We start from the raw sequence: 12,518 nt of genomic DNA, 5'->3' as shown, positions 1-12,518 counted from the left end.
GATAGAATAAACATACTTTAGGATTAAAGGAGATTTCTAATGAAAAAACTAAAATTATTCTTACCAATAATAGGATTAGCTATTCTTTTATCAGGCTGTTCAAAGTGGATTGATCGAGGAGAATCCATTACTGCAGTTGGCTCTTCTGCCTTACAGCCTTTAGTAGAAACGGTTGCTGAAACCTACCAGACAGAAAATCCTGGAAAATTCATCAATGTACAAGGGGGCGGAAGCGGAACTGGGTTGTCTCAAGTACAGTCAGGAGCAGTCGATATCGGAAATTCTGATTTATTCGCGGAAGAAAAATCAGGGATTGATGCTTCGGCATTAGTCGATCATCGAGTAGCAGTTGTTGGAATCACTCCTATTGTGAACAAGGATATTGGCGTAAAAGATATCAGTATGGAAAACCTGAAAAAATTATTTACGGGCGAGATCAAAAACTGGAGTGAAGTCGGTGGGAAAGATCAGCCAGTAGTTATATTGAACCGTGCATCAGGAAGCGGGACCCGTAGTACGTTTGAAAAATGGGTATTGGACGGAGAAACAGCTGTTCAGGCACAAGAACAAGATTCAAGCGGAATGGTGCGCCAAATCGTTGCGGACACACCCGGAGCAATCAGCTATGTTGCTTTTTCTTACGTTTCCGATGATGTGGATACGTTGAACGTTAACGGTGTGGAACCAACAGATGAAAATGTGACAACGAACAAATGGACGATTTGGGCATATGAACATATGTACACAAGAGACCATCCAAAAAAACTGACAAAAGAATTTTTAGACTATATCTTATCTGATGAAGTACAAGATAATATTGTCGGAGAGCTAGGCTATATCCCTGTTTCACATATGAAAGTTGAACGTGATTGGCAAGGAAACATTGTTAAAGAGTGATCTTTACACAAAATTTACAAACTTAGCTAAACTTTTACATGTTATTAAAACCAAATTGATGTTCAATTTGTACACTGAGTGAGTATGTTAAACCTGATTAAGGGGGAGTCATCTGTGGAAGATGTGAAAAAAGTATTATTAACAAAATCAAAACGTTCCAAAATGGAACAGCGTGGAAAATTCATTAGTTTTTTGTGTATCGCGCTGATCGTGTTGGTTGTATTATCTATTTTTTATTTTGTCGCTAGTAAAGGATTGGCCACCTTTTTTACTGATAAGATCAATGTATTTGATTTTCTGTTTGGTACAGATTGGAATCCGAGCCAAATCGGAGCAAATGGGAAACCAATGGTAGGGGCATTGCCTATGATCACAGGTTCATTTATTGTGACCTTTTTATCAGCTATCGTTGCCACACCATTTGCTATCGGAGCAGCAGTATTCATGACGGAGATTTCTCCTAAAAACGGAACGAAGATCTTGCAACCGGTCATCGAACTACTTGTAGGTATTCCATCTGTCGTTTACGGATTTATCGGTCTATCTGTTATCGTTCCTTTTGTTAGAAGTATCTTTGGCGGGACAGGGTTCGGTATCTTAGCTGGTACATTTGTGTTATTCGTTATGATCTTACCGACTGTCACAACGATGACTGTGGATGCATTAAAGGCAGTGCCACGGCACTATCGGGAAGCTTCATTAGCGCTAGGTGCCACAAGATGGCAAACAATCTACAAAGTGGTGCTGCGAGCAGCAGTGCCCGGGATTTTAACAGCAGTCGTTTTTGGTATGGCTCGTGCGTTTGGCGAAGCCTTAGCTATCCAAATGGTTATTGGTAATGCGGCATTAATGCCAACAGGACTTACTACTCCTGCTTCTACATTGACGTCCATCTTGACAATGGGAATCGGAAATACAATCATGGGAACAGTTGAAAATAATGTGTTATGGTCATTAGCGCTGATCTTGCTATTGATGTCATTATTCTTTAATATCGTGATCCGTATGATTGGGAAGAAAGGAGAGCTGAAATAATGAACGCAAAACGCTCAGATAAAATTGCTACAGGTGTTCTATATGTGGTTTCAGGGATCATCGTATTGATCTTAGCAGCTTTATTACTTTATATCTTAGTTCGAGGAATACCGCACATTTCATGGTCTTTCTTGACTGAACCTTCCAAAGCCTACCAAGAAGGCGGTGGTATCGGGATTCAACTGTTTAACTCGATTTATTTGCTTTTGATTACCATGATCATCAGTTTTCCTATTTCTTTAGGTGCGGGTATCTATCTTTCAGAATATGCCGGAAAAAACTGGCTGACAGACGTGATCCGTACGTCTATCGAGATCTTGAGTTCTTTACCTTCTGTTGTTGTCGGTTTATTTGGTTTCTTGGTTTTCGTTATTCAATTCCAGTATGGTTTCTCAATCATTTCTGGTGCATTGGCTTTGACCGTATTCAACTTGCCTCTTTTGACTCGAACGGTCGAGGAATCTTTACAAGCGGTCCATTACACACAACGAGAAGCTGGATTGGCGTTAGGTTTGTCACGCTGGGAAACAGTGATAAAAGTGGTTGTTCCAGAAGCAACACCAGGAATTTTGACTGGTGTGATCCTAAGTTCAGGAAGAATTTTTGGTGAAGCTGCCGCATTGATTTATACAGCTGGTCAAAGCGCGCCAGCATTAGATTTTACGAACTGGAATCCATTAAGTGTTTCTAGTCCGATCAGCATTTTCCGCCAAGCTGAAACACTGGCTGTCCATATTTGGAAGATCAACACAGAAGGTACAATGCCTGATGGTGTTTCTGTTTCGGCTGGTGCTTCTGCCGTGTTGATCATTGCTGTTTTACTGTTCAACTTCGGCGCTCGTGCGATTGGCAAACGATTATACCGAAAAATGACTTCAGCCTAAGGAGAAGAAGTAAGATGAAAAAATATAATTGGAATGAAACAAATGTCATTACCATGCCAAAAGATAAGGAAGTAGCATTATATACGAATGATCTGCATGTTTGGTATGGCGACAATGAAGCAATCAAGGGAGTGGATCTAGAGTTCGAAAAAAATAAGATCACTGCATTGATTGGCCCCTCTGGCTGCGGAAAATCCACGTATCTTCGTTCTTTGAATCGTATGAATGATGGGATCGCTAATACGAAAATCACTGGAAAGATCATGTATAAAGACGTGGATATCAATGCGCCTCAAGTGGATGTTTATGAAATGCGCAAACGGATCGGCATGGTGTTCCAACGCCCCAACCCTTTTAGCAAATCGATTTATGACAATATAACTTTTGCTTTGAAACAGCATGGTGAAAAAAACAAGAAGAAATTAGATGAAATCGTTGAAACAAGCTTGAAACAAGCTGCTTTGTGGGATCAAGTAAAAGATAGCTTGGATAAAAGTGCCTTGGCTTTATCTGGCGGACAACAGCAACGTTTGTGTATCGCTCGTGCAATCGCGATGAAACCCGATATCTTGCTGTTAGACGAGCCGGCAAGTGCCTTGGATCCTATTTCGACAGGAACGGTTGAAGAAACACTTGTAAACTTGAAAGAAGACTACACGATCATCATCGTGACGCATAATATGCAACAAGCAGCTCGTATCAGCGACTACACTGCCTTTTTCTATCTAGGAAAAGTAATGGAATATGACAAAACAAACAAGATATTTACCAGACCAAAAATTCAGGCAACCGAAGATTATGTGTCCGGTCATTTTGGTTAAGACGGAGGCCTCAACATGACAAAAGAAATTATCTCATCCAAAGATCTTCATCTGTATTATGGAAAGAAAGAAGCACTAAAGGGAATCGATCTAAGTTTCAATCAAGGTGAAATCACAGCGATGATCGGTCCTTCTGGTTGCGGGAAATCTACCTATCTACGTTCGTTGAATCGAATGAACGATCTGATTCCAAATGTAACGATCACCGGAAGTGTTTTATATAAAGACAAAGACATCTATGGTCCGAAAACAGATGTTGTTGAACTAAGAAAAGAAATCGGCATGGTGTTTCAGCAGCCAAATCCATTTCCTTTTTCTATTTATGAAAATGTCATCTATGGATTGAAGTTAAAAGGAGAAAAAGATAAAAAAGTCCTTGATCAAGTAGTGGAAGAAAGTCTGAAGGCAGCGTCTGTTTGGGAGGATGTGAAGGATAAACTGCATAAAAGTGCCTTGTCTTTATCCGGTGGGCAGCAGCAGCGTGTATGTATCGCACGTGTTTTGGCAGTGAATCCCGAAATCATCTTATTGGATGAACCAACTAGTGCACTTGATCCTGTTTCTACTGGGAAAATCGAAAGTATGCTGTTAGAATTAAGAGAGCGGTATACGATGATCATCGTGACCCATAATATGTCTCAAGCTTCACGTATTTCAGATAAGACGGCATTCTTTTTAGATGGTCACTTGATCGAATACAACGATACGAAGAAGATATTCATGAATCCAGAAAAACAAGAGACAGAAGATTATATTTCAGGTCGATTTGGATAAGGAGGAAACGGAATGCTACGTACACAATTTGAAGAAGAATTGCTGAATCTCCATAATCAGTTCTACGAAATGGGGATGATGGTGAGCAGCGCTGTGCACAAGTCAGTTCGTGCATACATCAAACACGATAAAATCTTAGCTCAAGAAGTTATCGAAAACGATATAAATATCAATAATATGGAAACGCGTTTGGAGAAAAAAAGTTTTGAAATGATTGCATTGCAACAGCCAGTTACAACTGACTTGCGTATGATTATCACGGTCATGAAAGCTAGCTCTGATTTAGAACGTATGGCCGATCATGCGGTGTCCGTTGCTAAATCCACAATCCGCGTAAAAGGACAGACGAGAATACCGGAAATCGAAAAAGAGATCTCCGATATGTCCGATTACGTGAAAAAAATGGTGGACAACGTCCTAGTTGCATATGTCAAAACAGACGAAAAAGACGCGCGTACGATCGCCAATATGGATCAAAGAGTCAATGACTATTTCAATCGAATCTATAATGCAACCATCAAAAACATGCAAGAAAATCCTGAAACAGTCATCAGTGGAACAGACTATTTGAATGTTGCCAGTTATCTAGAACGAATCGGAGACTATGTGACAAACATCTGTGAATGGATCGTCTACTTGGCTACAGGGAAAATCACTGAGTTAAATACGAACCACAATGAGATTTTCTAAACTGAAGTTGTGATTCTGCTGTTTATTCGGGAAAAGGGTTTGTGACAAAACATGTCACAAACCCTTTTCATTATTCCAATAGAAAGGATAAAGAATGCAAAAAAAGATTAGCATCATCATCACTCTATTTTTTATTTGTATACTTGCTTCATGGTTTATTCAGCGTCAAGCTGCTCTATATGACATACCTGTTATCGAGATCGAAAGAGTGAGAATAGAAGGGGATCAGCAATTGATTACAGGAAGATTGATGAACACGGACCAAAAAGGAGAAGTGATTTCTTTATCGGCTCCTTATCAAAAAAATCAAATCGAAACAGCAAATATAACAACAAGACAAATCTATCTTGTCCAAATGCATGGAGATGAATGGCAACTAGTAGCAAAAAAAAATGATGGCTGGCTTTTTTTCTTTACAAGTATCTTCATTGGCACCATGTTGCTTATTGGTGGAAAACAGGGTGTATTTGCTTTAGGAAGTCTCATCGTCAACATCGTTTTACTTTTACTTTTGTTGCTCCTCTTTGCCAAAACAGAAGGCATTTCTCTCTTAAATATAGCAATCTTATTTGTCGTTATAGGGATAATCGTTAGTATATTGGCATTAGACGGATGGAATAGAAACAGTATAACCAAAATTTCGGCTGCAGTTACAAGTGTTTTTTTAGCATTTTTTATTTGTCTTTTGACAATGAATCATTGGAAAGATCAAGGACTGCGCTATGAAGAACTGAATTATCTGACACGACCGTATCGTTCTGTTTTTCTTTCCAGCGTGCTGATTGGGACAGCTGGAGGGACACTGGATACCGTGATCACAGTCATTGCGACATTAGAAGAATTGACCAAGCAACAACCGAAAATATCAGCGAAACAGTTATGGCTTTCAGGAAGGCAAGTGGGCCGAGATGTGATTGGTTCGATGGCTAATATCCTTTTATTCGTCTATATCAGCGGAGCGATTCCATCGCTTCTGTTATATTTAGGAAATCAATGGTCTTTCAAAGAAACGATAGAACAACATTTATCATTAGAATTTTTACGCGTCATTGCTGGCAGCTTAGGAATAGTATTATCAATCCCCATTGCGGTCCTCTTTTTTCTCGCTGTAAGGAGGTTAAAAAAATGAATGTACTTATTATACTTGTTGGGATTTTTGCAATTAGTGTGCTATTTGTCGGTGGTACGCAAGGTATGTATATTCTTTTAGGATTATTCATTAATTTAGGAATCTTTTTCCTATTATTATTCGGCTATCATCAGAAGTGGCCAATATTGGTATTGTCGATTATAGGATTCCTATTGATCGCTGTGGTTATCTTATTTTTTATCAACGGTTATAATCTGAAAATGCGAGCCGCTTTTGCCAGTATACTGATCTTTTTGTTTTGTTTCCTACTATTGCTTCCTATCACTGATTTTTTAGCGATCCAAGGGTTTACTTCGATAGAACTAGAAGAACTATCTGGCTTAGATAAGACGTTAGCAATTGATTTTAGACTACTTGCGAGGTCGTTGCTTCTGATCAGTCTTAGCGGTGCTGTTTTAGATGCGAGTGTAGCGATTTCTAGTGGAACATTCGAAGTATATCAGGCAAATCCGCAATTGTCTTTTAACCAATTGCGCCATGCTAGTTTTGCCATTGCTAAAAAAATATTGGCGTCAACAGTGATGACTCTTCTTTTTGCGTTTATGGGGAGTTCTTTAGCGTTGATTCTTTGGTTCATTGATTTAGACATTCCTTTTCAGCAAATAATCAATGAAAAATCATTTGTCTTGGAATATACGATGGCTATCCTTACCACATTGGCCGCACTACTTGTCCTGCCCTTAACTTGCGTGACTACAGCATATCTCTTTACAAAAAAGAAAGAACATCTCAAGATGGAGTAAAAGTTACAACTTAAGTCCTATGACATTTTTACTGAATCAGTGCATAATATGGATGTAAGGAAAAGCTTGCAAACAATTTTGCTTAAGGAGGCAATTTCCATGAAAGAAAGAGAACGTATTTTAGACTTAGTGAAAAAAGGAATCCTTTCGACTGAAGAAGGCTTAGATTTATTAGAAAGCATGGCAACTGAAAAAGACGAAAAACAAATCAAAAAAGAAGCAGACAAGGTAACTGCTAGTCATAAAGAAAAAGATCAGGCAAGTCAATTGATCGATGAACTTGAAAACGGTGAAGAAAGAATTTCTGAGCCAGTTGATCCAAAAGAAAAAGAAAGACAAGATCAAGAAAACTTAGAAAAGATCTTAGATGAACTAGCAACTGAAGCGAATAAAACTTCGGCGCGTCTAGACGAAGTAAATGCTCAATTTGCTGACAATAAGGCAGCACGTAATGAGAAACAGGAAGCATTGATGCAGCTGAATACAAAAGAAGAATTAGGCGAATTGACAGAAGAAGAATTAGCACAGCGTCAAACGTTAGAAGCAGAAATCAAAGAGTTAGAAGCAACCGGCGATACACTATTAGAAGAACAATTGAAGCTGGAAGCAGAATTAAAAGATATCCGCAAGAACCAATGGTCTGAGAAAAAAGAAACGTTTACGGATAAGTTTGAATTGCCAGATGATTGGAAAGATCAAGCGACAGATACGCTGAATCAAGTAGGCGAAAAAATGTCAGAAGCTGGATCACAGTTAGGCAAATTCTTGAAGAAAACATTCCAAACTGTTTCAGAAACAGTAAATGACAACATGGAATGGAAAGATGTCAGCTTACGTGTCCCTGGAATTGCGACAACGAAATTTGAACACGAATTTTACTATGAAGCTCCTGCAGCAAGTATCCTTGATATCAAGGCAGCAAACGGAAACGTGACGTTAAAAACGTGGGACAGTGATGATGTGAAAGTGGAAGCTAAGATCAAACTTTACGGAAAAATGGGTGCTGAACCATTTGAAGCATTCTCTGAACGGAGCCAGATCGAGGTCAATGAAGATCATATCTCCTTCCAAATTCCAAATAAGCGTGTGCGTGCAGACCTTGTTTTCTACTTGCCTAAACGAGTATACGACCATGCAGCTATCAAACTTCTAAATGGCAACATCATGATTGAGACATTGGAAGCTAAAGATATTTATACAAAATCTACGAATGGGAACATCATCGTGAACCAATTAACTGCAACGATGTTGGAAGTAGAAGGTGTAAACGGCAATATCGATATTCGAAACGGGAACATCTTAGATTCTATTATCGAAACAGTAAACGGCACAGTGACATTTGGTGCCACACCAGAAAACCTTTCTGTGTCTTTAGTAAATGGTGATGTACGTCTTACGATTAAAGAAGATAATTTGAAAAAAGTAGAAGCAAGTTCAGTGAACGGGAATGTCAAAGTTGCTTTACCAGATACCATCGGTTTGGAAGGACACGCTAAAACAAGTCTTGGAAGCATCAACAGCCGTCTGTCCAATTACGAAGTAGTTCGTGAGAAAAAAGAACGGACAAACCAAATGTTGCAATTCCGCCGTGTTTCAGATGATGAGATCGCGCAAGTGCAACTTTCAACGACAACAGGAAGTATCTATTTAAAAGATACAGATAAATAAAGAGGTTGTGAAAGAGATGTTCAGCCTTGAGCAATAAGAAGCGATTTTGTAAAATAGCTTCCCCTATTTTACAAAATTGTGCCTTATTGCCGATAGGCTATCTCTTGAACACCGATTAAGAAGAAGGTTGTCACAACGATTTTCTTCATTTAAAATAGTAGAACAGAGGTGAGACATGATGAAAAAAAAGTTGACAAAATCCAATAAAAATGTTGTTTTGACAGGTACTTTAGCAGGGATTGGGGAATATATCGGGATTGATCCCACTGTTATCCGTGTGCTTTATGTATTCCTAAGCTTAGTTGCTTTTGGAAGTCCAATCATTTTATACATTTTATTAGCTTTGATTATCCCATCTGCGCGTTCTGCACGAACAAACTATGGACATAACAATGCATATTATGAAAAAAACAATTATCGTGAACAAACAAAAAAACGCAAAGAAGCGGAAAAAATCGATGATGACGAATGGAGTGACTTTTAATGTCGTACTTTCAGCGTATTTTGGTTAATACGTTAACATTCATATCGTTGGCTGTTCTTTTTCCTGCGATGGTCCATGTGAGCAGTATTTGGACAGCCGTCCTTGCCAGCTTCGTATTATCTGTGTTGAACATGTTTGTCAAACCGATTCTGACGATCCTGTCCCTGCCCTTTACATTAGTCACATTGGGATTGTTTACGTTTGTTATCAATGCAGCGATTCTTAAAATGACTTCCTTTTTTGTAGGAGCAGAACATTTTAGTTTTTCTTCATTTGGTGCAGCGTTATTCGTAGCTATCTTGATGTCACTTGTCAATGTAATCGTTAGTGAACATAACAGCAGAAAATAAAAAAAGCTGTGCCGAGATCTCGGCGCAGCTTTTTTGTTTATAATTAAGAATGCGTTTTCTATTACATTGGTAATTAAATAAAAACGTTTTTTTTAATTGGTAGTACTTTTGACTAGACAATGATAAAATGGTAGAGAACACTCTAATAGAAATGAGGTAGAATGAATGTCAGAAGTTGTAAAAGTTAGCCAATTAGTAAAAAAATTATCTTTGGAAATCGTCACAGGCGACGAGAAAAGTTTAGACCGCGTCATCGTGACTGGGGACATCTCACGCCCAGGACTAGAGTTGACCGGTTATTTTAATTATTATTCTCATAATCGTTTACAGCTATTTGGCAGTAAAGAAATCAGTTTTGCGGAACGGATGATCCCAGAAGAGCGTTTGATCATCATGAGAAGATTATGTAGTGAAGATATGCCCGCATTTATTATTTCAAGAGGATTGCCGGCTCCGGAAGAAATGATCCAAGCAGCCAATGAAAATGGGATAGCTGTGCTGCGTTCTCCTATCTCAACGTCTCGGCTGCTAGGTGAATTATCTAGTTATTTAGATGGGCGCTTAGCCCCTCGAACAAGTGTCCACGGTGTGTTAGTCGATGTCTACGGATTAGGTGTACTAATTCAAGGGGACAGTGGGATAGGGAAAAGTGAAACGGCGTTGGAACTGATTAAGCGCGGACATCGATTGATCGCAGACGATCGAGTAGATGTCTATCAGCAAGATGAACTGACGGTAATCGGAGAACCTCCTAAAATCCTGGAACATCTGATTGAGATTCGAGGGATCGGGATCATAGATGTAATGAATCTTTTCGGTGCGAGTGCGGTACGAGGCTCTATGCAAGTCCAGTTAGCTGTTTATCTAGAAGCATGGGCGAAAGATAAGAAATACGACCGTTTGGGTTCTGAAGACACGACCGTTGAAATCGCGGAAGTGGGCATTCCACAAATAAAAATCCCTGTCAAAACAGGACGAAACGTTGCAATTATCATTGAAGTAGCCGCGATGAATTTCCGCGCGCGTACAATGGGCTTTGACGCAACGAAAACATTTGAAGAAAGATTAAGTCGCTTGATTGAAGAAAACTCAGGCAATGACTAGCAAGGAGTGACAATATGTTAGCACAAATCAATCGAGTTGCTTTTGAGCTTGTAGGAATTCCTATCTACTGGTATGCATTGATTATCGTATCAGGAATCATTATTGCCATGTGGCTCAGCAGCAGAGAAGCTGTTCGGGTAGGATTAAAAGCAGATGACGTGACAGATTTTATGTTGTGGGGATTGCCGATTTCCATTATTGGTGCCCGCTTGTATTATGTTTTATTCGATCTTCCCCAATATATAGCTGATCCAATCCAAATATTCAATATCCGTTCAGGAGGATTAGCGATTTACGGGGGATTGATTGCAGGTGCAATCACACTGTACTTTTTTACCAAATATCATTTTATTTCTTTGTGGACCTTTTTAGATATCGCTGCACCAAGTGTATTACTGGCGCAGGCAATCGGACGATGGGGAAATTTCATGAACCACGAAGCGTATGGTCCAGACACGACACGAAGTTTCTTAGAAAGTCTGCATTTACCGCAATTCATCATTGATAACATGTATATCGAAGGGATCTATCGACAACCAACCTTTCTTTATGAATCACTTTGGAGTTTGATTGGATTTATTCTGCTTTTGGTTTTGCGGAAGAAACCGCATCTTTTGAAAAAAGGAGAAGTCCTTTTATGTTATCTAATGTGGTATAGTTTCGGACGTTTCTTTATCGAAGGATTACGCACAGACAGCCTTTACTTTTTAGGTGTGATCCGCATTTCTCAATTATTGTCTGCTGTTTTATTTGTCGGCACATTGATTCTGTTTATTTGGCGTAGAAAAAAAGGAAATTTACCGGATTATGACCGCTCATTAGGAAAAAATCAACAAATTATTTGATTTTTAGAGCGTTAAAAATGAAAAAAATTTCAGGAGTGGTAAAATGAATTATAGAGTAGCGGTTTTAGGATCAGGCTCTTGGGGGACTGCTTTAGCACAAGTCCTCGCTGAAAACGGACATGACGTTCGGATTTGGGGACATCGTGCTTCACAAGTAGAAGAAATCAACACCCAACACACCAATCAACGTTATTTACCAGATCATCATCTACCCGATTCCATCCGAGCATTCACCGATATGGAAGATGCAGTAAAAGATGCAGATGCGGTACTATTCGTTATCCCGACGAAAGCGATACGTTCTGTTGCAAAAGAACTAGTTGCCAAATTGAATACGAAGCCAGTGATCATCCACGCAAGTAAGGGATTAGAACAGGGAACGCATAAAAGAATCTCTGAAATCTTGTTAGAGGAAATCCCGACAGAAAAAAGAAAAGCTGTTGCTGTTCTTTCTGGGCCAAGCCATGCGGAAGAAGTAGCAAAGCATGACATTACGACGATCACAGCGGCAAGCACAGATGTAAAAGCAGCAAAATATGTACAAGAGCTGTTCATGAACCATTATTTTCGAATCTATACCAACCCTGATGTGATTGGTGTAGAGATGGGGGCAGCTTTGAAAAATATTATTGCCATTGGAGCTGGTGCTATTCACGGCTTAGGGTTTGGCGATAATGCAAAAGCGGCAATCATGACGCGCGGATTAGCTGAGATCAGCCGTTTAGGTGTAGCAATGGGTGCCAACCCGCTGACCTTTATTGGCTTAAGCGGAGTAGGTGATCTAGTCGTTACTTGCACAAGTGTTCATTCCAGAAACTGGCGCGCAGGCAACTTGTTAGGACAAGGTCAGCCTCTAGAAGAGGTGCTAGCCAATATGGGAATGGTTGTTGAAGGTGTGAATACTACTCAAGCAGCGATGGAACTAGCCCAAATGATGGAAATCGAAATGCCCATCACTCAAACAATCTATGAAGTGCTGTATGAACAAAAAGAAATCAAAACAGCCGCAAAAGAAATCATGTTACGTGATGGGAAAAAAGAAAATGAATTCTCATTAACAATTTTTTGAAGGA

The 12,518-nt window shown here is 39.4% G+C and carries 14 protein-coding genes; all 14 read left to right on the top strand.

What is annotated here, in order from left to right; translation table 11 throughout:
* Nucleotides 1-39 precede the first annotated feature (39 nt).
* The 14 genes from HMPREF2988_RS03595 (at nucleotide 40) to HMPREF2988_RS03530 (ending at nucleotide 12,514) form a co-directional block, all read left to right on the top strand.
* Nucleotides 40-897: a phosphate ABC transporter substrate-binding protein PstS gene (locus HMPREF2988_RS03595; protein ID WP_002292763.1), complete on the top strand. Its 858-nt coding sequence runs from the start codon at nucleotides 40-42 to the stop codon at nucleotides 895-897.
* A gap of 114 nt (nucleotides 898-1,011) precedes the next feature.
* The gene (gene pstC / locus HMPREF2988_RS03590) at nucleotides 1,012-1,932 is read left to right on the top strand and encodes a phosphate ABC transporter permease subunit PstC (RefSeq protein WP_002292761.1); all 921 of its coding nucleotides are present in this window, start codon (nucleotides 1,012-1,014) and stop codon (nucleotides 1,930-1,932) included.
* Complete coding sequence (pstA, locus tag HMPREF2988_RS03585) at nucleotides 1,932-2,816, top strand: phosphate ABC transporter permease PstA (RefSeq protein ID WP_002292759.1); 885 nt, start codon at nucleotides 1,932-1,934, stop codon at nucleotides 2,814-2,816. Before pstC ends, pstA begins: the two co-directional genes overlap by 1 nt.
* A 14-nt stretch (nucleotides 2,817-2,830) precedes the next feature.
* The gene (gene pstB, locus HMPREF2988_RS03580; RefSeq protein ID WP_002308601.1) at nucleotides 2,831-3,637 is read left to right on the top strand and encodes a phosphate ABC transporter ATP-binding protein PstB; all 807 of its coding nucleotides are present in this window, start codon (nucleotides 2,831-2,833) and stop codon (nucleotides 3,635-3,637) included.
* A 15-nt stretch (nucleotides 3,638-3,652) separates the two neighbouring features.
* A complete protein-coding gene (pstB, locus tag HMPREF2988_RS03575; RefSeq protein WP_002292757.1) occupies nucleotides 3,653-4,411 on the top strand; it encodes a phosphate ABC transporter ATP-binding protein PstB in 759 nt (252 codons plus the stop codon).
* Between the two features lie 12 nt (nucleotides 4,412-4,423).
* Nucleotides 4,424-5,101, top strand: a complete 678-nt coding sequence (gene phoU / locus HMPREF2988_RS03570; RefSeq protein ID WP_002289490.1) for a phosphate signaling complex protein PhoU — start codon at nucleotides 4,424-4,426, stop codon at nucleotides 5,099-5,101.
* Between the two features lie 94 nt (nucleotides 5,102-5,195).
* Nucleotides 5,196-6,230 carry a YibE/F family protein gene (locus HMPREF2988_RS03565; protein ID WP_070770000.1) on the top strand — a complete coding sequence of 345 codons (1,035 nt, stop codon included), beginning with the start codon at nucleotides 5,196-5,198 and terminating at the stop codon, nucleotides 6,228-6,230.
* Entirely contained in the window at nucleotides 6,227-6,994 is a 768-nt protein-coding gene (locus tag HMPREF2988_RS03560; RefSeq protein ID WP_070769999.1) for a YibE/F family protein, read from the top strand. Before HMPREF2988_RS03565 ends, HMPREF2988_RS03560 begins: the two co-directional genes overlap by 4 nt.
* Before the next feature lie 99 nt (nucleotides 6,995-7,093).
* Nucleotides 7,094-8,662 carry a daptomycin-sensing surface protein LiaX gene (gene liaX, locus HMPREF2988_RS03555; RefSeq protein ID WP_002292753.1) on the top strand — a complete coding sequence of 523 codons (1,569 nt, stop codon included), beginning with the start codon at nucleotides 7,094-7,096 and terminating at the stop codon, nucleotides 8,660-8,662.
* 175 nt (nucleotides 8,663-8,837) lie between these two features.
* Complete coding sequence (locus HMPREF2988_RS03550; protein WP_002292752.1) at nucleotides 8,838-9,146, top strand: PspC domain-containing protein; 309 nt, start codon at nucleotides 8,838-8,840, stop codon at nucleotides 9,144-9,146.
* Nucleotides 9,146-9,496, top strand: a complete 351-nt coding sequence (locus HMPREF2988_RS03545; RefSeq protein WP_002303620.1) for a phage holin family protein — start codon at nucleotides 9,146-9,148, stop codon at nucleotides 9,494-9,496. Before HMPREF2988_RS03550 ends, HMPREF2988_RS03545 begins: the two co-directional genes overlap by 1 nt.
* Nucleotides 9,497-9,661: 165 nt before the next feature.
* Nucleotides 9,662-10,600, top strand: coding sequence for an HPr(Ser) kinase/phosphatase (hprK, locus tag HMPREF2988_RS03540; RefSeq protein WP_002289568.1), 939 nt, complete (start codon nucleotides 9,662-9,664; stop codon nucleotides 10,598-10,600).
* Nucleotides 10,601-10,614: 14 nt separating this feature from the next.
* Nucleotides 10,615-11,445: a prolipoprotein diacylglyceryl transferase gene (gene lgt, locus HMPREF2988_RS03535; protein WP_002308605.1), complete on the top strand. Its 831-nt coding sequence runs from the start codon at nucleotides 10,615-10,617 to the stop codon at nucleotides 11,443-11,445.
* A 43-nt stretch (nucleotides 11,446-11,488) separates the two neighbouring features.
* A complete protein-coding gene (locus HMPREF2988_RS03530) occupies nucleotides 11,489-12,514 on the top strand; it encodes an NAD(P)H-dependent glycerol-3-phosphate dehydrogenase (protein WP_070769998.1) in 1,026 nt (341 codons plus the stop codon).
* Nucleotides 12,515-12,518: the final 4 nt, after the last annotated feature.

The organism is Enterococcus sp. HMSC061C05, assembly GCF_001814765.1.
GTDB lineage: Bacteria > Bacillota > Bacilli > Lactobacillales > Enterococcaceae > Enterococcus_B > Enterococcus_B lactis.
This window is presented reverse-complemented; position numbering and strand designations above follow the sequence as displayed.

Coding starts and splice junctions, on each gene's coding strand:
- HMPREF2988_RS03550 (WP_002292752.1), top strand. CDS start 8,838: ATGATGAAAAAAAAGTTGACAAAATCCAATAAAAATGTTGTTTTGACA.
- pstA (WP_002292759.1), top strand. CDS start 1,932: ATGAACGCAAAACGCTCAGATAAAATTGCTACAGGTGTTCTATATGTG.
- pstB (WP_002292757.1), top strand. CDS start 3,653: ATGACAAAAGAAATTATCTCATCCAAAGATCTTCATCTGTATTATGGA.
- HMPREF2988_RS03595 (WP_002292763.1), top strand. CDS start 40: ATGAAAAAACTAAAATTATTCTTACCAATAATAGGATTAGCTATTCTT.
- lgt (WP_002308605.1), top strand. CDS start 10,615: ATGTTAGCACAAATCAATCGAGTTGCTTTTGAGCTTGTAGGAATTCCT.
- hprK (WP_002289568.1), top strand. CDS start 9,662: ATGTCAGAAGTTGTAAAAGTTAGCCAATTAGTAAAAAAATTATCTTTG.
- HMPREF2988_RS03565 (WP_070770000.1), top strand. CDS start 5,196: ATGCAAAAAAAGATTAGCATCATCATCACTCTATTTTTTATTTGTATA.
- pstB (WP_002308601.1), top strand. CDS start 2,831: ATGAAAAAATATAATTGGAATGAAACAAATGTCATTACCATGCCAAAA.
- HMPREF2988_RS03530 (WP_070769998.1), top strand. CDS start 11,489: ATGAATTATAGAGTAGCGGTTTTAGGATCAGGCTCTTGGGGGACTGCT.
- liaX (WP_002292753.1), top strand. CDS start 7,094: ATGAAAGAAAGAGAACGTATTTTAGACTTAGTGAAAAAAGGAATCCTT.
- HMPREF2988_RS03545 (WP_002303620.1), top strand. CDS start 9,146: ATGTCGTACTTTCAGCGTATTTTGGTTAATACGTTAACATTCATATCG.
- phoU (WP_002289490.1), top strand. CDS start 4,424: ATGCTACGTACACAATTTGAAGAAGAATTGCTGAATCTCCATAATCAG.
- HMPREF2988_RS03560 (WP_070769999.1), top strand. CDS start 6,227: ATGAATGTACTTATTATACTTGTTGGGATTTTTGCAATTAGTGTGCTA.